Origin of the sequence: Idiomarina sp. 28-8 (genome assembly GCF_000320945.2) — a bacterium.
In the GTDB taxonomy this organism is placed as follows: domain Bacteria; phylum Pseudomonadota; class Gammaproteobacteria; order Enterobacterales; family Alteromonadaceae; genus Idiomarina; species Idiomarina loihiensis.
Genome location: NZ_DF266789.1, coordinates 12651 through 32299, shown reverse-complemented (window position 1 = coordinate 32299; position 19649 = coordinate 12651). Strand labels below are relative to the sequence as shown.

Below are 19649 nucleotides of genomic sequence, written 5' to 3'. Positions count from 1 at the left end.
CATGAGCACTGATGTTGTACGTTTTGATTATTCAGAATTATCGGACTGGGCGCGTGCCTGTTTAGCTGAAGCAGGGGCTTCGGGTGAGGTGGCGCGTAACCTTGGTTACTACTTGCTGGAAGGTGATTTACTGGGGTTTAGTACTCATGGCTTAATTCGTCTGTTAAATAATTGCCAGTGGCTGCGCGACGGCAAGAGTCTGGCAAAAGGCCTGCCGGTGGTGCTGAGTGAGCGCGCTGCGGTGGCTAACTGGGACGCCCAGTTTTTGCCCGGACCTTACGTGGTGCCGCAGGCTATTGATGCAGCCTGCAAGATGGCGAAGCAAGCCGGTACCGGTACCGTTGTTGTACGCCGGAGCCAACACGTTGCAGCGCTCGCGGCCTATTTAAGCATTGCTACAGATCAGGGGCTGGTGGTGAGCTTAATGTGCTCGACTCCCGGACAACGCGCGGTAGCACCTTTTGGGGGCAAAGAAGCGGTGTTTTCACCTAACCCCTTTGCGGTTGGCGTTCCGAGTTCAAATGACCCTCTGTTGTTTGATATCAGTTTTTCCATGACTGCAGCGGGCAAGGTTCGTCAGGCTAAAGCGAACGGTACTCGGTTGCCTTATAAAGCATTGATAAAGCCTGATGGTGAATGGACGGATGATCCGCTAACTTTCTTTGAGTCACCGGGCAGTTCAATAGCCCCATTGGGCGGTGAGCAACTGGGTTATAAAGGCTACGGTCTCACTTTGTTTAGTGAAATTTGGTCGATGGCGTTAAGTCAGTACGGGCGCAGACAGGGCAGTGACGACGGCGATGCGAACTCAATATGGGTACAAGTGATTGACCCCGAAGCTTTTGGTGAAAAACAAAAGTTTTTACAGCAGGTGGATGACTTATTGGCAGACAGCCGTAAAAGTGCTCCTGCGGTTGCTGAGCAGCCGGTGCGTATTCCGGGGGAAGCGGCGCAGAAGCGCAAACGTGAGCAGCTGCAACAGGGAGTTTCCTACAGCAGCGCTACTTTAAAAGTTTTGCAACGCTGCGCCGAGTTCTGTGGTGTGGATTTACCTAAGGCTGTAAACGGGTAATACGCCAGTTTTCGCGGTCTTTGCTGTACTGGTAGCGGTCATGTAAACGGTGCTGGCCGCCTTGCCAGAATTCAAATTGTTGCGGATGAACGCTGTAGCCGCCCCAGCTTTGAGGGCGCGGAACTTCCGCGTTCTCATAGTCTTTCAGTAGTGACTGATAGTGGCTTTCCAGTATGTCGCGGCTTTCTACCGGGCGACTTTGTTGCGAAGCAAGCGCTGCAACCTGACTCTCTTTGGGGCGTGAGTGAAAGTAACGGTCGTTGTCTTCATCATCAAGGGGGATTGCACTACCAATAATACTAATTTGCCGTTCTAAGGGCAGCCAGGCAAAGTGCAGGGCAACTTGAGGGTTCTTGCTTATGTCCTGGCTTTTATGGCTGTTTTTGTTGGTATAAAACCGAAAGCCGGTATGGTCGTAACCTTTAAGCAGCACGATACGCTGGCTGGGCACGTGTTCAGCATCCACCGTTGCCAGTGTCATGGCGGTAGGGTCACTCAATAAATTGCTGTCTATTGCCTGCTGCATCCACTTTTCAAATTGCTTTATCGGGTCGGCTTCCAGTTGCTCGCGGTGCAGGCTGCCTAACCCGTATTCCCGACGCATTGCTTGTAAATCCATGACCTCTCCTTAATGGACTAAAGGTGCGTATCCTGTTTTTTGTCCAGGAAGCGCTGACGTATTTTTTCCATCGCATCCAGATTATCCAGCATAAGTCCCACTAGCTCTGGATCAAAGAATTTACCACTGTGCTGTAGCAGATAATCTGCGGCATCCTCAGATTCTTTTGCATCACGATAACTGCGCTGCGTTCGCAGGGCGTCAAAGTGACTGGTAATACTCAGAATTCGGGCGTTAAGGTCAATGGCTTTTGCCGATTTCTGGCTGGGAAAGCCTGTGCCATTCCAACGTTCGTGAATATCCTGAGCAATAAGGGCCGCGATTTTAGCAACTGCTGAATCCGTCTGGCGTAAATAATCATGCCCCTGAATGACTTTCTGCATAATTTCTTCATATTCGTGAATACTCAATACGTCGGCGCGTTGAGCTAACTCCATTTGCACAGAGACCTTACCGATATCATAAACGGATGCGGCCTGTTTTAACGCTTCGGCCTGTTCATGAGTTGCGCCTGAGAATATCGCCAGCTGGCCAGCCATTTCTGCGGAACGTTTAACATGGTGGCTAATTTCATCAATAGAATGTTTTTCAATGGCTTCGCCGACACTATAAAGCAGTTCCCGTTGTGCTTCCCGCTCATTTTCTGTGGCTTGCAGGTTATCTATAGCAATGGAGCTATTATTCACAAAAAGCCCCAGCAGATTTTGATCCAGCTCAGATAAGTCACGGACACCACGAATAAAGAGTAAGTACTGGCGTGAACTGCTGGTTTTGTACAGACCGTAGTAATTACCGTCAACAATACGAAAATCAACATTCTGCGGGCTTTGCTGCATAGGGCGGACAATACCCCAGTCAATTTCGCCGTGTACGGGTTGCCCTACAGCCCTTTCATATTCGCCAGTGCCGCCAATAATTTCAAACGGGTCGTCAGTATCTGAACTGGCGGTCAGCGCATCAATGCGGCAATACATGGCGTCATCAGACAGAGTAATTAGCGCGACAAGTTGCTCCAGTATGCCCTGACATAAGGCTTGCATTGAGCGCGCAGAAAATACTTCAGCCGACGCGTTAATGACTTTTTCCAGACCACGTTTGTTGCGCTCAATAGCGTTTAAGTCACGATAAGCCCGTAAGCAGGAATACATCAGAGTAACCAGCTTGCGGTATGTGAGCTCAGTTTTTTCTTTATAGTCATCAATATCATAACGGGCAATGACATCTTCTTCGGGAGCCTGCCCCGGTTGTCCTGTTCGCAGAACAATGCGTATCAGCCGGTTTTTCCGGGTTTCGCGTACCCACTGGGCAACATCGAGTCCGGCGTGATCGGTTTCCATCACTACATCCAGCAGCATCATGGCGATATTGGTGTTGTCCTGTAAAAACGCAATAGCGTCTTTGCCGGAATAAACCGAATGAAATTTCAGCGGACGACCGTCGAGTTTAAATTCACCTAATGCCATTTTGGTAATGGTGTGTATCTCTTCGTCGTCATCGACAATGAGTATATTATACGGTTCCGATACTTCTTCTTCCGCTATATCAGGCTCGTCATCAGAAAATAGAAAGTCATCGTTCATACTTATGCGTCCCTGTTAATAAACTCGTTCGCCCGCAACGTAAGTTTGTTCAACCTGAGTTTGCCAGATATCACTGGAGTCGACGGCAAATGGGTCTTGATCTACGACAATAAAGTCAGCCCATTTACCGGGTTCCAGCGAGCCCAGAGATTTCTCCTGCCAGGCACTGTAAGCGGCATCGATGGTAAATGAGCGCAGCGCTTGCTGCAGGCTCATTTTCTCTTCAGCATACCAACCTCCGGCTGGCATATCATCACGATCTTGTCGGGTAACCGCTGCATGCAGTCCGTAAAATGGATTAGCGAGTTCTACCGGGAAGTCTGAGCCGGCAGCAATAACCGTGCCCTGATCCAGCAGTGTTTGCCAGGCATAAGCTCCTTCCATACGCGCCGCGCCAAGACGATCTTCTGCCATATTCTTGTCACTGGTGGCATGCGTAGGCTGCATGGAAGCAACTAAATTGAGCTGGTTAAAACGCTTTAAATCGTCCGGATGTACAATTTGCGCATGCTCTATGCGGTTACGTAAATTGCGACCACCAAGTTCATTATAAACTTCTGCCAGGTTATCCAGTACAACGCGGTTGGCCCGGTCACCAATAGCGTGAGTATTTATCTGGAAGCCATGAGGAATGATAAGCTCGTACAGATCACGAATTTTTTCTTCTGAAGTGACCATCAGGCCATGGTTACCATGGTCGTCACTGTAGTCTTCCAGCAAAGCCGCACCGCGGCTCCCTAAAGCACCGTCGGCGTATATTTTAACGCTACGAATGGTCAGTTTCTGGTCGTCACTTTCGTAAGGGCCTTCTGCCAAAAGTTGCGCCAATTTAGGTTCGGTAGCGGCTATCATGCCATAGACCCTCAGAGGCATACGGCCCTGATTGTGCAACCCCTTGTAAACGGATATCTCATCGGCATTAATACCGGCGTCATGGACACTGGTAATGCCCAGTTTAATCAAATGCTCAAAAGCGAGTTCGTACGCGGCACGTTGTTGCTGAAGCGATGGTTCGGGAACAACATCCTCAACCAATTGCATTGCATTGTCGATCAGTACACCGGTTGGGTTGCCTTGTTCGTCACGGACAATTTCACCGCCTTCCGGGGCTACTGTATCCTTATCTATTCCTGCACGACGCAGGGCTTCGCTGTTGGCCCAGCCAGCGTGCGCATCGACGCGTATTAACCAAACCGGACGGTCAGTGACCACTTCGTCAAGATGTGCCGCGCTGGGAAAAGCTTTTTGTTGCCATTGCTCCTGATTCCAGCCACGGCCTGTTATCCATTCCATTTCTGGCTGCTCGCCAGCATAGGTATGAACTTTTTTGACCGCTGCAGAAACCGAGTCAGTGTCGCGTAAATCCACCTGTAATAAGCTGGTGCCCAGACTCTGGATATGTCCATGGGCATCAGTTAACCCCGGAAGAACAGTTTTCCCCTGCATATCAACGGTTTGTTCAGTGTCAGTAAAACGCTCAGCAAGTGCGTTACCACCAATAGCCTGAATTTTTCCATGTTCAACCAGCATGGTCGAAAACTGCTGCAACACCGCTTGTTCGCCGGCAGGGCTGGTAAGAGTGTAGCCTTTCATGTTGGTATACAAGGTGTCGGCAATGGCTGAAGCCGATAAGCTGAGGCCGATAAACAGGCAGGTAATACGTCGCATAACAATAAAACTCCGTAGAAAATAACTTGGGCAACACTATAGCGTTTTTACTGTACAAGCGACTAGGCGTTCGCTGATTTTTTTGTTAACTAAGTTAACATTAGCTTTTTCAAAACCGGTATTGTCCGTAAAAAACTTGCTGTCTGTTATATTTTCGGTATGCTAAAAGTTAATTGAATAAGCGTTATTTTGGATCTCAAGATGAAAGTTCTAATTATTGACCCGCAGTTTTTTATGCGCGCAGGTCTTATACAAATTCTCACAAACTATGCGAATCAGCCTTCGATATACGAAGCAGAATCGTTTGAAGTTGCTGAGAGTTATTTATCGGCCGATGATTATGATTTGATTTTTTTGGAAATGGATTTACCGGACGCCGAAATTCGACCTGCGCTGCAACGCCTGAAAAAAGTGGCTCCACGTACGCATATTGTGTTGTTTACGCGCCCGCGCTCCATTTCGGAAGTTCGTCAGGTACTGGCTGCCGGAGTTCGCAGCTACTTGCCAAAAGACAGTTCAGCTGAGCAGGCTAAACTGGCTATTCGGGCTTTACTGAATGGTGACCGTCACATTCCTGATGACCCTCATTTGAATGAACCAAGAGACAAGTCCAGTGGAGCTGAGAGCTTTTTATCACCACGTCAGCTGGAAATAATGCAGTTGCTGGCTCAGGGGCTTTCAAATAAAGAGATTGCAAACATTCTGGGCATTACTGAAGGTACTATTCGTGTGCATTTGTCGGCAATATTCAAAGCCATTAAAGTATCGAATCGTACTGAAGCCACGCTTTGGTATCTACTGAGACAAAAAAAACTGGTCGACTAAGTTTCGATTTATGTCACTTAACCGATTAATTTCTGACCTAGAAAAACACCAACATGCACCAACCGAGTTGTGGGATCCGCCTTATTGTGGTGAGATCCCTATTCATATTGCTTCAAATGGCGACTGGTTTTATCAGGGGAGCCAGATAAAGCGCTCCGCATTGGTAAAACTCTTTGCGTCCGTTTTAGTGGTTGAAGACGGTGAGTATTTTTTAATAACACCTGCCGAAAAAGTTAAGATTACGGTTGAAGATACGCCCTTTGTCGTTGTCGACTGGAGTCAATTAGAAGAAAATGGGCAGCAATTATTACTGTTAACCACCAACATCGGTGATACTCTGGTATTGAGCTCTGAACATTCTCTCACAATGAAAAACGGCGTGCCCTACATTGTGATGCAACGAGGGTTAACAGCGAGAGTACATCGCAATGTATTCTATCAGTGGGTTTCACACGCAGAGTCAAGAACTGTCGATGGACAAGAACAGTGGTATCTGTCCAGTGCGGGTGAAACGTTTGTGTTAGGAAGTGTGGAATAGGACGTTGCGGTAAACTCGTCTATGACAAAAACAAGAACAGTCTACCTGGTTGAACAGCAACCAGAGCGTCGTCAGCATTTTGAAACGGTATTGACCTTTATTGGCGAAACCGTTGAAGTCATATCTCCTTCAGACACTCTAAAGCTTCGTGCTGCTGATGCTCTCTGTGTGATTGCTGGTAATGGCATTGAGAACTTGCATCAATTAGCCGGCGATGCGCCGCATCTACCTTTTATCTGTGCCACAGATGATCAGCACAATGCGTTACAGAAAGCGAATGTTATTGGCCCTCTGGAAAAGTCTTTTGATTACGCCAGCTTATCGAATATGTTGCATTACTGTCAGGCTTATCACCAGCAAATGCCTGCTAAAGCGGCAAGAAAGCGGCACCCGGGCGGAGGTAAGCTGGAGCAAACCTTAGTTGGTAACGGGCGTACAATGAAACATGTACGTCAGTTGATTGAACAGGTAGCGGTAACAGAAGCGAATGTTCTGATTCTGGGAGAGTCAGGAACAGGTAAAGAAGTTGTGGCTCGCGGTGTTCATGATTTGTCCGGACGTAGTAACGGGCCTTTCGTGCCGGTGAATTGCGGTGCAATTCCGGGTGACTTATTAGAAAGTGAATTGTTCGGGCATGAAAAAGGGGCTTTTACCGGTGCTATCGGTGCGCGTAAAGGCCGCTTCGAATTGGCTCAGGGCGGCACTTTGTTTCTGGATGAAATTGGCGATATGCCATTGCCCATGCAGGTAAAGCTGCTACGAGTTTTGCAAGAGCGGACCTTCGAACGTGTGGGTGGCAGTAAAAGTATTATTGCCGATGTACGAGTGGTTGCGGCGACTCACCGCGAACTGGAACAAATGATTATTGACGGTAAATTCCGTGAAGATTTGTATTACCGCTTAAATGTTTTTCCTATTGAGGTTCCGGCTCTGCGCGAGCGTCAGGAAGACGTACCTTTACTGCTGCAAGAACTGACCCAGCGTTTTAAAAAGGAGCGGGGCGTAGGGGTGCGTTTTACTGAGCGTGCTCTGGAGTCGTTGTCCTATCACCGCTGGCCGGGTAACGTAAGGGAATTGACTAACCTGATAGAACGCCTGACTATAATGCACCCCGATAGTCTGGTTGACGTGCCTGATTTACCTCCAAAATATCAGCATATTGAACATGACGCACCAACTCCAGATTACCCCGAAGAAATGCTGGAGCGCGAAGCGCTGAGTGCCATTTTCAGTGAGTCAGATGAAGAACTTGATGACGACACACATAGTGCTGCTGATTCTGAGTTGCCCGATGACGGGGTCAATTTGAAAGATATGCTAACTGAAATTGAAACGGGAATGATAGCGCAGGCGTTGGATAAATCTGACTGGGTAGTTGCTAAAGCGGCCGATTTACTCAGTATGCGCCGTACAACCTTAGTTGAGAAAATGAAAAAGTACGGAATTCAGAAAGATTAAATTCAAAGCGTCAGTCTTTTGACAATCCAAAAGCTACGTAATTAACTGAAAATAAAGAGAATTATACTGGCATCTATTTTGCATTAGCTTCTCCATAGTTGTTAATTGGAGATGTCAGTATGGCCACCTACCATCAAATTATTGATGCCATGCCCAACGCTGTTATTTTACTGGACAGTCATGGGGTCGTGGATTATTGCAATGACAATGCCACGAGCCTTTTAGGACACCCTCTGAAAAAGTTTTTATGGCGTGAACTGGTGAGTGAACTTTTTGCTCCCAAAGCGGATGACTGGCACGAAGTGTCTTTGCGTAACGGCAGACGGGTTCGTTTAGACACCTCAGTTGTGAATGAAAAGCCAGGGCAGCTTATTGTGCTGACAGACCTGACCGAGACGCGGCGTCTGCAAAACCGCATCGGTCATTTGCAGCGTTTGTCTTCCATGGGAAAAATGGTGGCTTCGCTGGCACATCAGATAAGAACGCCTCTGTCTGCCGCAATTCTTTATGCGCAAAACCTAAAGCAGGGCAGTATTTCTGCGGTCAAACAACAGCGTTTTTCCGATAAGTTACTGTCGCGTCTGCATTCGCTGGAACAACAGGTGAACGATATGTTGTTGTTTGCCAAAAGCGGTGAGCAACCCATGCTGGAAGAACTCAGTACCAATAGCCTGATCCAGCAAGTGCTGATGAACACAGAAAGTTACGCTGAGCAGCATCAGGTGAAAATCAATTGTATTGATCCTGACTTTGGTGTGGTGTTGCGAGCTAATCAAACCGCTCTGATCGGGGCAATGCAGAACCTGGTTAACAACGCTGTTGATGCCAGCCGGCCCGGACAGGAAGTGCTATTAAAAACCGATGTTGATGATGGTAACTGGAAAGTTTCTGTTATTGACTCTGGTTGCGGCATTCCGGCTGAAAAGCAAGGCAGTGTATTCACTCCATTTTTCACTGAAAAATCGAACGGTACCGGTTTAGGTCTGGCGGTTGTCCAAACGGTGATAAAAGCACACAACGGTTTAATTGACTGGGAAAGCCAGCCAAATAAAGGCAGTCGTTTTACCCTAGTGCTGCCGGTATATGAGTGGTCAGAAAATATAATGAAAGAGGTACGTTATGGCTGAGCGACAAGTATTGGTTGTTGAAGATGATGTATCGCTGCGTGAAGCAATTATCGATACACTGGAACTGGCTGACTGTCAGTGCCTGGAAGCCGCTAACGGCGAAGAAGCCTTACTTATTCTAAAAAAAGAGTCAGTGGCGCTGGTTATCAGCGATGTGCAAATGCCGGGAATTGATGGCTTACAGTTATTGCGTAGCATGAATAACCAGCAATACGACATTCCGGTTATTATGATGACGGCCTTTGCAAAGGTGGATGACGCAGTCGTTGCTATGCGTGAAGGCGCTGTCGATTATCTGACTAAGCCGTTTTCAATTGAAAAGCTACAAACACTGGTGCAGCGTTATTTGCCCGACGGTGCAATTAACGATATTGAGCCGGTCGCAGAAGAAGGCTCCAGCCAGGCAGTGCTGGCTATGGCACGAAAAGTTGCGGGTAGTGAAGCAAGCGTAATGGTCACTGGGCCTAGCGGTACCGGTAAAGAAGTGCTGGCGCGTTATATTCACCAGCATTCGGATCGCTCAGATGGGCCCTTTATTGCCATTAACTGCGCAGCGATACCTGAAAACATGCTGGAATCCATGTTATTTGGTTATGAGAAAGGTGCCTTTACGGGCGCTAATCAGTCTTCTCCCGGTAAATTTGAACTGGCTCAGGGCGGTACTTTGCTGCTGGACGAAGTCACTGAAATGGCTATGCACTTGCAGGCTAAATTATTACGGGTTATTCAGGAGCGACAGGTGGAGCGTCTGGGCTCGCGTAAAACCATACAGTTGGATGTCCGGTTAATAGCTACCTCTAACCGAGACTTACAACAGGCGGTGCGCGAAGGGTTATTACGTGAAGACTTAATGTATCGACTAAACGTGTTTCCCCTGCATTGGAAGTCTCTACGTGAGCGACCCGCGGATATCGTTCCCCTGGCAGAAAATTTACTGCAGCGACATAAACAACGTTCCGGTATTAAAACGCCCGTCAATTTCGCTGCGGCAGCAGTTCAACAGTTAATGCGCTATTCCTGGCCGGGCAACGTTCGGGAGCTGGAAAATGTAGTGCAAAGAGCTCTGGTATTGCATCGCGATGGAGAAATTCAGCCACAGGATCTTATGCTGGAACTGAACGACGCGGTGGAAACCGCTAGCGTGTTTCCGGAACAAATAGAGACGCCTGAAGATAAGTCGGAAAACCTCGATGAGTCGCTTTTCAATCAGGAATATCAAATTATCAAAGAGGCGTTGCAACGTCATCAGGGAAAACGCCAACCTGTCGCCGATGAGCTTGGTATTAGTCCACGGACTTTGCGCTACAAGCTGGCGAAAATACGAGAGCAGGGGCTGACTCTAACCGGCTCGTAACGCTGTACTGAAATACCTCGAGCATTATCACTAGCCCTGTTTCTCAGGGCTTTTCTTTGTATCTTACCGATGCGACCAAAAGTTGGCATTCTGTTTGCATAACTAACCTTAAATAAAGTCAGTGATGAATTTTTGACGGGGTTAATTATGAAAGTGGAAGCAAACGCACTTTATCAACAGTTACAATCGATGGCCACGCAGGCTTCCCAGCGTGATCAGCCTACGAATGTGAACGCCCTGCAAGGCAATACCGCTCAGGCTGATTTTTCCAATATGCTGAAAAGCGCAATGGATAACGTCAACGAACTGCAGCAAACCTCAGGTGATTTAAAAACTCGCATGGAACTCGGTGACCCGAATGTCACCCTTGAACAAACCATGATAGCCAGCCAGAAAGCGAGTATAGCGTTTGAGGCAACGGTTCAGGTGCGCAACAAAGTGGTTGATGCGTACAAAGAAATAATGTCAATGCCGGTATAACCGCTGCATCATTGGAGATATAAGTCGTGGCTGAATCAACAGATTTAATGGTACAAGATACTGACTTACCTGATAACAACAGTTCAGGTAATGAAGACGGCGGTGAGAAAACCGGCATTATGACGATGCTGGGTAACTTTGACATGCTGCGCCAGGTTATTGTCGTGCTGGCGCTGGCTATCTGTGTTGCTATTGCTGTTTTTATTATGTTGTGGGCTCAAGAGTCAACTTATCGTCCATTAGGTCAGTTAGAAACGCAGGAGTTGATCAGCACCCTCGACTACATGGATGCAAACGGCATTGAATACCAGGTGGAAGGCAACACGGTTTCAGTACCGGAAGAAAACTACGATGCTATTAAGTTGCAGCTGACTCGTGCTGGTGTTGATTACGGTAACTCGACCAATAACGGCTCCGAAATACTAATGAGCGAACCGGGCTTTGGTGTTAGTCAAAGACTGGAGCGTGAACGTCTTATTCATTCCCGTGAAGTTCAGTTAGCGCGTGCTATTGAGGAAATGAAAAAGGTTTCTGCTGCACGAGTCTTGCTTGCTGTACCTAAAGAAAATGTCTTTGCCCGTCGCGAAAAGCAACCTAAAGCATCGGTTATGTTGAATGTGCGCGGTGGCACCTCATTAAGCGAAGAAGAAGTGGCCTCTATTGTTGATATGGTTGCCTCGTCGGTGACCGGACTTAGTACTGAGCATGTAACGGTCACTGACCAGGCCGGACGTCTGCTTAACTCTGGTTCGCAAAGTGCACTGGCGGCTAAAAGTTCGCGTGAGTATCAAATTGAACAAAAACGCGAAGAGGCCTACTTAGAAAAAATAGACAGTATTTTGATTCCCGTGCTGGGCTATGACAACTATACCGCACAGGTTGACGTGACTATGGACTTTACTCAGCGTGAAGAAACTCAGCGTCAATTTAACCCTGATATGCCGGCTATTCGCAGTGAAATGACGGTTGAAAACCGCTCTGTCGGTAGCGCCATTGGTGGTATTCCCGGAGCACTCACAAATCAACCTCCTTTAGAGTCTGACATTCCGGAAGAAGCCGGAGCAGGAACTGCAGGTGGCGGCACTAATGGCAGCAGCCACCGTGAAGCAACCCGTAATTATGAGCTTGATAATTCAGTCACTTATACCCGGAACCAAACCGGTACCATTAAGCGTTTGAGTGTTTCTGTTGCGGTTAACCATGAAGCAATAACTAATGAAGCGGGTGAAGGCGAAACACAAGCGCGTAGCGCTGAAGAAATCGCTAATATTCGCCGTTTGCTGCAAGGTGGTTTAGGCTTTGATATTAACCGTGGTGACAGCATCGAAGTCGTATCGGTACCGTTCGCGCAGTTGCCTGACTTAGGTGCCGGCGAGACGCCTGTGTGGGAAGAGCCATGGTTCTGGCGAGCTTTCCGTCTGGTGATGGGCGCACTGGTTATTATGGTTTTGATTCTGGCGGTGGTTCGTCCAATGCTGAAGAAACTGATGAATCCGGAATCGGGTGTAGAAGATGATGCCGATGCATTTTCCGATGAGGAATCGATGGGCGACGAAACCATTGATCTGTTATCCTCACAGTTTGATGAGAGTGCAGTTGGGTTTGGGGCTGATGGTAGCCTGCAACTACCTGACTTGCACAAAGATGAAGACTTGTTAAAAGCGGTTCGCGCGTTGGTTGCCAACGAGCCTGAGCTGTCCTCACAAGTGGTTAAAGCGTGGTTGAACGAAGATGCCTGATCAAGATACTAGAACTAAGCGCGGTAAGGTTGAGTTTGATGTCGACACTTTAGAAGGTGTTGAGAAAGCGGCTATTTTACTGCTTAGCTTATCGGAAGAAGATGCGGCTCAGATTCTAAAACACCTGGAACCTAAACAGGTGCAGAAAGTGGGCATGGCCATGGCGAGCCTGGAAGACTTTAACCAGGACAAAGTGAACGCTGTACACCATTTGTTCCTGGAAGATATTCAGAAGTTCACCAATATTGGCTTCAAGAGTGAAGAGTTTGTGCGTAAGGCACTGACTTCAGCTCTGGGTGAGGACAAAGCCGGTAACCTGATTGAACAGATTGTCATGGGCGGCGGCTCGAAAGGTCTTGATTCACTGAAGTGGATGGACTCTAAGCAGGTAGCCACTATTATCCGTAACGAGCACCCGCAAATCCAGACCATTGTCCTGTCGTACCTTGACCCCGAACAAAGTGCCGAAATTATGGCGCAGTTCCCGGACAAAGTCCGTCTGGACTTAATGATGCGAATAGCCAACTTAGAAGAAGTTCAGCCTGCAGCCTTGCAGGAACTGAACGAAATTATGGAAAAACAATTTGCCGGGCAGGCTGGTGCTCAGGCGGCGAAGATGGGCGGCCTGAAAGCGGCGGCCAATATTATGAACTATCTGGATACCAACATCGAAGGCCAGTTGATGGACTCTATTCGCGAGCAGGACGAAGAGATGAGCCAGAGTATCCAGGACTTAATGTTTGTGTTCGAAAATCTGGTGGAAGTCGACGACCGTGGTATTCAGGCCTTGCTGCGTGAAGTTGAAGGTGAAACGTTGCAAAAAGCGATGAAAGGTGCGGACGACGCGGTTCAGGAGAAAATATTCAAGAACATGTCGAAACGTGCCGGCGATATGCTGCGTGATGACCTTGAAGCTATGGGGCCGATTCGTATTAGTGATGTAGAGGCCGCGCAGAAAGATATTCTGGCAGCGGCGCGCCGTTTAGCTGACGCAGGTGAAATTATGCTTGGCGGCGGTGGCGGTGACGAATTCCTATAAGGGTTTAACGCATAATGACGGATGATAAAGACGCAACCCAGCTTTGGGATTTACCTGACATGACCTCGGAAGAGCTTAAGCAGGGCTCTCAGGTAAATGCGTTAAACAAACCCCGGCGCTGGCAATATGAACCGCCGGAAGCGGACAACGAGCAGGAAGAAGAGCTTAAGCCTCTGACCGCAGAACAATTGGAAGAAATTCGTCAGGCTGCACGCGAAGAAGGTCATAAAGAAGGTTTTGACGAAGGCCGCAATGAAGGCCTTAAGAAAGGCCATGACGAAGGCTTCGAAGCTGGCAAAAAAGATGGTTTTGAAGCGGGTGAGCAACAGGGTGTTGAAGCTGGTAAAGAGGCCATGCAGGAGCAACAGCAGCAGTTAGACGTTTTGCTGCAGAGTTTGTCTCATCCGAATGAACGTATCACTGAAGCGGTGCAGGACGAGCTAATTGATATGGTCACTGAGCTGACGCGGGTCATCTGTCTGGATGTCGCTGCTAATTCAAAAGAACTCATCGTCAAAGCCGTGCGCGAAGCTATTGCGGTCTTACCGGTTACTGATCAGCGGGTCATTATTCATCTGAATGAAGAAGACTTAGCTATTTTGCAAAGTACATTCAGCGAAGATGAACTGAAAGAAAAAGGCTGGTTGCTAAATAAAGACGATTTACTGGAACGCGGCGGTTGCCGGGTTACTACAGAAAGCTCCACCATAGATTACACCCTGACCAGCCGTATGGAAGATGTGTTCTCCAAATTAAAAGGTTAACCCATGAGCGCTTCTGAGCAGTTAGTGAAACAACTACGCAAAAAACGTGAGCGTATCCAAAAGCCATCAGTGGCTGTGTCGGGATATCTTACCCGCGTGGTTGGTTTAATGTTTGAGGCCGTTGGCTGCCGTGCTCCGGTGGGTTCAAGTGTGGCGGTTGAGGCTGACAGTGGTGATATTGAAGCCGAAGTGGTGGGGTTTGAAGGCAACATCAGTTACTTAATGCCCACCGAAGACGCTCATGGCGTTATTCCCGGAGCCAGAGTACGCCCACTAAACCGCAAAAACCAATTGCCGCTGGGTATGGAACTGCTGGGTCGTGTTATTGATGCTCGTGGCGAGCCCCTTGATGATAAAGGCCCCATTTTTTCTGACGGAAAAACCTACCGAAGCAAACCCATGAACCCACTGAACCGACGTCAGGTGAAGCAGCCGCTGGACGTTGGCGTAACGGCTATTAATGCCTGCTTAACCGTGGGGCAGGGGCAGCGAATGGGGCTGTTTGCCGGTAGTGGGGTGGGTAAAAGTGTGCTGTTGGGCATGATGACTCGCGGTACCACGGCGGATGTGATTGTAGTTGGCCTGATAGGCGAACGTGGCCGGGAAGTAAAAGAATTTATAGAAGAAATCCTCGGTGAAGAAGGTCGAGAAAAAGCGGTTGTAATAGCAGCGCCTGCTGACCAGTCGCCGCTTATTCGTTTACGTGGTTGTGAAACAGCCTCTCAGGTTGCCGAATATTTTCGTGACCAGGGTCTGAATGTGTTGCTGTTAATGGATTCACTGACTCGTTACGCCATGGCGCAACGGGAAATTGCCCTTGCTGTGGGTGAACCACCGGCAACCAAAGGTTATCCGCCTTCTGTTTTTGCTAAGTTACCAGCATTGGTCGAGAGAGCAGGGAATGGCGGCGACGGACAAGGTTCTGTGACCGCGTTTTATACGGTTCTGACCGAGGGCGACGATTTGCAGGATCCTATTGCGGACTCCGCGAGAGCAATACTGGACGGACATATTGTACTGAACCGGGAACTGGCCGACAGCGGTCATTATCCGGCAATTGATATTGAAGCTTCTATTAGCCGGGTTATGCCACAGGTTGTTTCGGAAGAGCATATGCAACAGGCGATTAAAGTTAGACAGTGGTACTCAAGTTACCGTCGCAATCGCGACTTGATTTCTATTGGCGCATACACCCGAGGAAGTGACCCTGCTATCGATCAGGCTATTGCAATGCAGCCGCGAGTAAGTATGTTTTTGCAACAGAAAATGCGGGAAGTTGTGAACTATGATGAAAGCTTGTTGCTGCTTAATCAGCTAGTCAATCCGAAGCAGAAACAGTCAGCGGGCATGTAATTTATGGCTGAGTTGGCACAATTGGAAATGTTACTGGAGTTGGAACAGAGGCGCGAAGATAAAGCTGCACAGGATTTCTCTCAGGTACAGCAACAGGTTCAGGAGCAACAGATGCGCCTGGACGGTATGTCAAAATATCGACTCGACTACTTAAATCAGTTGCAGCATCGCGGGCAAAGCGGGATTGCCTCAATTCAGGTAGGGCAGTATCACGCATTTGTCGGTAAATTAGATGAAGGTGTTGAACAGTTGCATCACGATATTATTAAGTTGCAGCAAGTGTTACAACAGCGCAAAGATCGTTGGCTGGCGCAGCGTCGCAAGCGCGAGTCGATAGATTTTTTAATAAAAGAAAAGCGCAAGCGTGAGCAAATAGCAGAAGCCAGAAAAGAACAAAATAATCTGGACGATTTTAGCAGCCAGCGTTTTATTCGCGCCAGAAAATAGTTGGAACGAAATTTGCTTAGATACTTACTAGATATTGTTTGCTCAGCTATTGAAAATAGCGCAAGCGCATTGCGAAGTATTATTAAGCAAGGCGTCAATAAGCACTTAATTCAGGAATAAAACTATGCAACAGCTGCTTAATTTAACCGAGTCTGCCGACAACTTTGCACGTATTGGTAAAGGTAACGATCTTTCATTAAAGAGCACCGATGGTGATAGCGGTGAGTTCTCGCGGCTGATGCTACAACAAAATAGTGGCGATAAAGAGCTGCAACAACTGGCCGCCAAAATTGAAGCTTACCAGAAAGCCGGTAATGACGGTGAAGGTGAGGTTGAAGGCAAAGACATTGAACGCAAAAATATTGGCGAGCCGGTGACCCGAAATTTATGGGAATTGTTGCAGCAAATGAAGCAGGAAAGTGCTGAAGTTAGCTCTGAAGGCGAAACCGTGGTTAGTGACGAGATTGATCTTGCTGCGGGCGATGGCGAATTAAAAATGACAGATGAGCAACTGGCGGAAATGCTGGAAGCTTTAATGGCTAAGCTGGATTCTGCCGATGAAGGCGAGGGCGATGCCGTTATGACCGATGCCGAGCGGCAGAAGTTTGCCGATGAGCTGCTGGCCGGCATGACCGATAGCGATAAACAGGCACTGCAGGCAAAGCTTCAACAACTGATCCAGGCCGCAGAGCAGGGCGAAGGCACTGAAAGTGCCGTTGAAGATGCCGGTAAGTTCATAGTTAATTTGCTTGAACCCCTTTTACCCAAAGCCGATGCTGATAAGTTATTAGTAGGTAATGAAAAAGCCTTAACTCAGGCTTTGAATGAGGCGGCAGAGCGAGTACTGTCTCAATTGTCTGCATCTGCGGATAAAAACACAGGCAAGCCGCAAAGTGCTGAAGAATTAACAAATTTGCTTAAGCAACTGGAGCAGCAGGTTTCTGCGCAACAAGCGAAGGGCGAAAGTAGCGAGTTAAGTTTAGCGGAGCAGAAGAAACTGCAGCAGTTCGCCGCCGAATTGCGCAAGATTTTAGCCAGCCAGAATGGCGGCGCAGATAAGCCTCAGGCTTTGACTCAGGAACAGTCGGCTAAAGCTGAGCAGTTATTGGCTGAAGTAAGACAATTACTGAAAGGTCGCACAGGGCTGAATGAAAAGTCGGCAGAGGGTAAGGCGTCGGAATCGGTTATTACAGCAACAGACGTTAAAGTAGGTAAAGAAAAAGCTGGCTCTGGCGATATTGGAGTTAAAAGCGATGAGGGCAAGCAAACGGCTAAAGGTGCTTCTGTGAATACAACTGTTGAAGCAGAAACCAAGGTAGCCGATGCGGTTCAGCAAGGACAAGTCTTCCGGAATAACACCGATGCTTTGGCCGATGCCAGTGCGGCGCGGGCAATACAGGGACAAATGGTTTCAACCACGCAGGGAACCGTAGCTGCGAATGAATCCAGCCAGGCGAATACGTTGCAGGCACTGCAAAGACCATTAGATTTACAGCAAACTGAGGCGTCGCAGAAACTGCAGGAACGCATCAATATTATGATGAGCAGGAATATCCAGCGTGCGGATATTCGTCTGGATCCGCCGGAACTTGGTAGTGTCCACATTCGCGTTAACATGAGCGGTGAGCAGGCATCAGTGCAGTTTCAGGCTCAGACACAACAGGCTCGTGATGCATTAGAGACGACCATGCCACGATTACGTGAAATGCTGGAACAACAGGGTATCAATTTAGCTGATACCCAGGTCGGAGAGCAAAGTAAAGAAGGCGGGCGCACCGCTGGCGGGCAAGCCGGAGGAGCTAATGATGCGGAAGACTGGGCTGTTGAAGGCGAAATAGCTTTAGAAGAAGGCCGTGTGCTTGCTGACGGACAAGTCGATTTCTATGTCTGAAACGGTATATCTAAAGCGGCTATCAAGCTATAGTAACTGTCGATGGACGGTAATACAGGAAATAGAGCATGGCAGAAGATAAAGACGACAACGATGCGGAACAAACTGAAGAGCAAGCCGGCGGTAAGAAGAGAAAGCTGATTCTCTTCGGTGGTATCGGTATTGTGTTGATCATTACCGTAGTGTTGGTGCTGTGGCTATTTGGTGGCTCGTCTGAGGGCGAATCAGCTTTTGCCGCAGATGGCGAAAGCAGCTCGGCCGCACCGTCGTCATCGCCACGACCGGAAATTGGCAATGCGCTTTATGTTGGCATGCCCCGGCCGTTCGTTTTCATTGTACCTGGCGACTCACGTGAGCGAACAGTACAAATTAAAGCGCAGTTAATGGTGCGCGGCGAAGAAAGTGAAGAACTGGCGAAAAAGCATATTCCGTTAATTGAAGGCACGCTGCATGAAGTGTTTTCCTCAACCACGGCTGACAGGTTGAAAACAGCTGAAGGTAAAGGACAATTGCGTGAGCTGGCTTTGACTGAAGTTCGTTCTGCGCTCGAAGAAGTAACAGGGAAACCCATTGTTGAACAGGTTTTATTTACCAGCTTGGTAATGCAATAAGTGAGCTATTATGGCTGTGAGTGACTTACTATCTCAAGACGAAATTGACGCGCTTTTACATGGTGTTGATGACGTTGAAGAAGAGGACACAGAGAAAGAATCCGCCTCTGCGGATGCGCTCGACTATGACTTTTCATCGCAAGATAGAATTGTTCGTGGGCGTATGCCAACGCTGGAAATTGTTAATGAGCGTTTCGCCCGACATATGCGGGTGAGCTTATTCAACATGATGCGGCGCACTGCAGAAGTGTCAATTAACGGTGTCCAGATGATTAAATTTGGTGAGTATGTACATACCTTGTTCGTACCAACCAGTTTAAACATGGTGCGTTTCCGCCCGCTTAAAGGAACGGCACTCATTACTATGGAGGCGCGTTTAGTCTTCATTCTGGTCGATAACTTTTTCGGTGGCGACGGTCGCTATCATGCAAAAATTGAAGGCCGTGAATTTACGCCGACCGAGCGCCGCATTATTCAAATGTTGCTGAAGCTGGTGTTTGAAGATTACAAAGAAGCCTGGGCTCCGGTTATGGACGTAGGCTTTGAATATTTAGACTCGGAAGTTAACCCGGCCATGGCGAACATTGTTAGCCCAACCGAAGTTATCGTTATTAGTTCGTTTCATATTGAGTTAGACGGTGGTGGGGGTGACTTCCACATTGCTTTGCCTTACTCCATGCTGGAACCTATTCGCGAGCTGTTGGATGCTGGTGTGCAGTCGGATAAAGAAGACACCGACATGCGCTGGAGTAAAGCGTTACGCGACGAAATTATGGACGTTCCGGTGGAAATGATTGCCAAACTGGCACAAACCGAAATGTCGTTACGCGAAGTGATGGATTTGCGCGAAGGCGATGTTATTCCGCTTGAGTTGCCAGACGACTTAACCGTCCTAATTGAAGATTTACCGACTTTCCATGCGAAAATGGGGCGTTCAAGAGACAACGTCGCTTTGAAAATTTCAGAGAAGATTAAGCGCCCTGAAACCGTGAAGTCGGATATTCATATGTTGACTCGGGGAGGCCGCCGAATTGGTGGTGATGCCGAGTTACAACAGTTAGAAGAAGATATTGATTTATAATAA

At 48.1% G+C, this 19649-nt stretch carries 18 protein-coding genes; 15 read left to right on the top strand and 3 right to left on the bottom strand.

All coding sequences use genetic code 11. The features are described from left to right. The first annotated feature begins 1 nt into the window (after position 1). Positions 2 to 1072, top strand: a complete 1071-nt coding sequence (locus RJ32_RS00390) for an Ldh family oxidoreductase (protein ID WP_034818135.1) — start codon at positions 2 to 4, stop codon at positions 1070 to 1072. Here RJ32_RS00390 and pdxH read toward each other — a convergent pair. Genes pdxH through RJ32_RS00375 form a run of 3 tightly spaced genes read right to left on the bottom strand, consistent with a single transcriptional unit; the run spans position 1053 to position 4939 of the window. Beyond that, entirely contained in the window at positions 1053 to 1691 is a 639-nt protein-coding gene (gene pdxH, locus RJ32_RS00385; RefSeq protein WP_034818133.1) for a pyridoxamine 5'-phosphate oxidase, read from the bottom strand. The genes RJ32_RS00390 and pdxH overlap by 20 nt on opposite strands. A gap of 17 nt (positions 1692 to 1708) precedes the next feature. Then, positions 1709 to 3271: a response regulator gene (locus RJ32_RS00380; RefSeq protein ID WP_034818131.1), complete on the bottom strand. Its 1563-nt coding sequence runs from the start codon at positions 3269 to 3271 to the stop codon at positions 1709 to 1711. A gap of 15 nt (positions 3272 to 3286) precedes the next feature. Next, entirely contained in the window at positions 3287 to 4939 is a 1653-nt protein-coding gene (locus tag RJ32_RS00375; protein ID WP_034818129.1) for an amidohydrolase, read from the bottom strand. Positions 4940 to 5140: 201 nt separating this feature from the next. On the opposite strand from RJ32_RS00375, the gene RJ32_RS00370 reads away from it, so the two are divergent. The 14 genes from RJ32_RS00370 (at position 5141) to fliM (ending at position 19646) form a co-directional block, all read left to right on the top strand. Next, positions 5141 to 5764 carry a response regulator transcription factor gene (locus RJ32_RS00370; protein WP_034818127.1) on the top strand — a complete coding sequence of 208 codons (624 nt, stop codon included), beginning with the start codon at positions 5141 to 5143 and terminating at the stop codon, positions 5762 to 5764. A gap of 10 nt (positions 5765 to 5774) precedes the next feature. Next, on the top strand, positions 5775 to 6302 hold the full coding sequence (locus RJ32_RS00365) for a DUF1285 domain-containing protein (protein ID WP_034818125.1): 528 nt from the start codon (positions 5775 to 5777) through the stop codon (positions 6300 to 6302). A 21-nt stretch (positions 6303 to 6323) separates the two neighbouring features. Then, positions 6324 to 7760, top strand: a complete 1437-nt coding sequence (locus RJ32_RS00360; RefSeq protein WP_034818122.1) for a sigma-54 dependent transcriptional regulator — start codon at positions 6324 to 6326, stop codon at positions 7758 to 7760. Between the two features lie 119 nt (positions 7761 to 7879). Further along, a complete protein-coding gene (locus tag RJ32_RS00355) occupies positions 7880 to 8887 on the top strand; it encodes a PAS domain-containing sensor histidine kinase (RefSeq protein WP_034818120.1) in 1008 nt (335 codons plus the stop codon). Beyond that, a complete protein-coding gene (locus tag RJ32_RS00350) occupies positions 8880 to 10241 on the top strand; it encodes a sigma-54 dependent transcriptional regulator (protein WP_034818116.1) in 1362 nt (453 codons plus the stop codon). Before RJ32_RS00355 ends, RJ32_RS00350 begins: the two co-directional genes overlap by 8 nt. Positions 10242 to 10388: 147 nt before the next feature. After that, entirely contained in the window at positions 10389 to 10721 is a 333-nt protein-coding gene (fliE, locus tag RJ32_RS00345; protein ID WP_034818114.1) for a flagellar hook-basal body complex protein FliE, read from the top strand. A gap of 47 nt (positions 10722 to 10768) precedes the next feature. Continuing rightward, positions 10769 to 12460 (top strand): flagellar basal-body MS-ring/collar protein FliF, encoded by a 1692-nt coding sequence (gene fliF, locus RJ32_RS00340; RefSeq protein ID WP_034818222.1) that lies wholly within the window; start codon positions 10769 to 10771, stop codon positions 12458 to 12460. After that, entirely contained in the window at positions 12453 to 13499 is a 1047-nt protein-coding gene (gene fliG, locus RJ32_RS00335) for a flagellar motor switch protein FliG (protein WP_011234450.1), read from the top strand. The genes fliF and fliG overlap by 8 nt, the downstream gene beginning before the upstream one ends. Before the next feature lie 14 nt (positions 13500 to 13513). Next, on the top strand, positions 13514 to 14263 hold the full coding sequence (fliH, locus tag RJ32_RS00330) for a flagellar assembly protein FliH (protein WP_034818112.1): 750 nt from the start codon (positions 13514 to 13516) through the stop codon (positions 14261 to 14263). Between the two features lie 3 nt (positions 14264 to 14266). Continuing rightward, a complete protein-coding gene (gene fliI / locus RJ32_RS00325; protein WP_011234448.1) occupies positions 14267 to 15616 on the top strand; it encodes a flagellar protein export ATPase FliI in 1350 nt (449 codons plus the stop codon). A gap of 3 nt (positions 15617 to 15619) precedes the next feature. Beyond that, positions 15620 to 16063 carry a flagellar export protein FliJ gene (fliJ, locus tag RJ32_RS00320; RefSeq protein ID WP_011234447.1) on the top strand — a complete coding sequence of 148 codons (444 nt, stop codon included), beginning with the start codon at positions 15620 to 15622 and terminating at the stop codon, positions 16061 to 16063. 124 nt (positions 16064 to 16187) lie between these two features. Further along, entirely contained in the window at positions 16188 to 17954 is a 1767-nt protein-coding gene (locus RJ32_RS00315; protein ID WP_034818108.1) for a flagellar hook-length control protein FliK, read from the top strand. Positions 17955 to 18022: 68 nt separating this feature from the next. Continuing rightward, the gene (gene fliL / locus RJ32_RS00310; protein ID WP_034818106.1) at positions 18023 to 18565 is read left to right on the top strand and encodes a flagellar basal body-associated protein FliL; all 543 of its coding nucleotides are present in this window, start codon (positions 18023 to 18025) and stop codon (positions 18563 to 18565) included. Between the two features lie 16 nt (positions 18566 to 18581). After that, a complete protein-coding gene (gene fliM / locus RJ32_RS00305) occupies positions 18582 to 19646 on the top strand; it encodes a flagellar motor switch protein FliM (RefSeq protein WP_016341320.1) in 1065 nt (354 codons plus the stop codon). Positions 19647 to 19649 lie beyond the last annotated feature (3 nt).

Excerpts from the sequence above, each read along its gene's own strand:
- RJ32_RS00390 (WP_034818135.1), top strand. The coding sequence starts at position 2 with ATGAGCACTGATGTTGTACGTTTTGATTATTCAGAATTATCGGACTGG.
- pdxH (WP_034818133.1), bottom strand. The coding sequence starts at position 1,691 with ATGGATTTACAAGCAATGCGTCGGGAATACGGGTTAGGCAGCCTGCAC.
- RJ32_RS00380 (WP_034818131.1), bottom strand. The coding sequence starts at position 3,271 with ATGAACGATGACTTTCTATTTTCTGATGACGAGCCTGATATAGCGGAA.
- RJ32_RS00375 (WP_034818129.1), bottom strand. The coding sequence starts at position 4,939 with ATGCGACGTATTACCTGCCTGTTTATCGGCCTCAGCTTATCGGCTTCA.
- RJ32_RS00370 (WP_034818127.1), top strand. The coding sequence starts at position 5,141 with ATGAAAGTTCTAATTATTGACCCGCAGTTTTTTATGCGCGCAGGTCTT.
- RJ32_RS00365 (WP_034818125.1), top strand. The coding sequence starts at position 5,775 with ATGTCACTTAACCGATTAATTTCTGACCTAGAAAAACACCAACATGCA.
- RJ32_RS00360 (WP_034818122.1), top strand. The coding sequence starts at position 6,324 with ATGACAAAAACAAGAACAGTCTACCTGGTTGAACAGCAACCAGAGCGT.
- RJ32_RS00355 (WP_034818120.1), top strand. The coding sequence starts at position 7,880 with ATGGCCACCTACCATCAAATTATTGATGCCATGCCCAACGCTGTTATT.
- RJ32_RS00350 (WP_034818116.1), top strand. The coding sequence starts at position 8,880 with ATGGCTGAGCGACAAGTATTGGTTGTTGAAGATGATGTATCGCTGCGT.
- fliE (WP_034818114.1), top strand. The coding sequence starts at position 10,389 with ATGAAAGTGGAAGCAAACGCACTTTATCAACAGTTACAATCGATGGCC.
- fliF (WP_034818222.1), top strand. The coding sequence starts at position 10,769 with ATGGTACAAGATACTGACTTACCTGATAACAACAGTTCAGGTAATGAA.
- fliG (WP_011234450.1), top strand. The coding sequence starts at position 12,453 with ATGCCTGATCAAGATACTAGAACTAAGCGCGGTAAGGTTGAGTTTGAT.
- fliH (WP_034818112.1), top strand. The coding sequence starts at position 13,514 with ATGACGGATGATAAAGACGCAACCCAGCTTTGGGATTTACCTGACATG.
- fliI (WP_011234448.1), top strand. The coding sequence starts at position 14,267 with ATGAGCGCTTCTGAGCAGTTAGTGAAACAACTACGCAAAAAACGTGAG.
- fliJ (WP_011234447.1), top strand. The coding sequence starts at position 15,620 with ATGGCTGAGTTGGCACAATTGGAAATGTTACTGGAGTTGGAACAGAGG.
- RJ32_RS00315 (WP_034818108.1), top strand. The coding sequence starts at position 16,188 with ATGCAACAGCTGCTTAATTTAACCGAGTCTGCCGACAACTTTGCACGT.
- fliL (WP_034818106.1), top strand. The coding sequence starts at position 18,023 with ATGGCAGAAGATAAAGACGACAACGATGCGGAACAAACTGAAGAGCAA.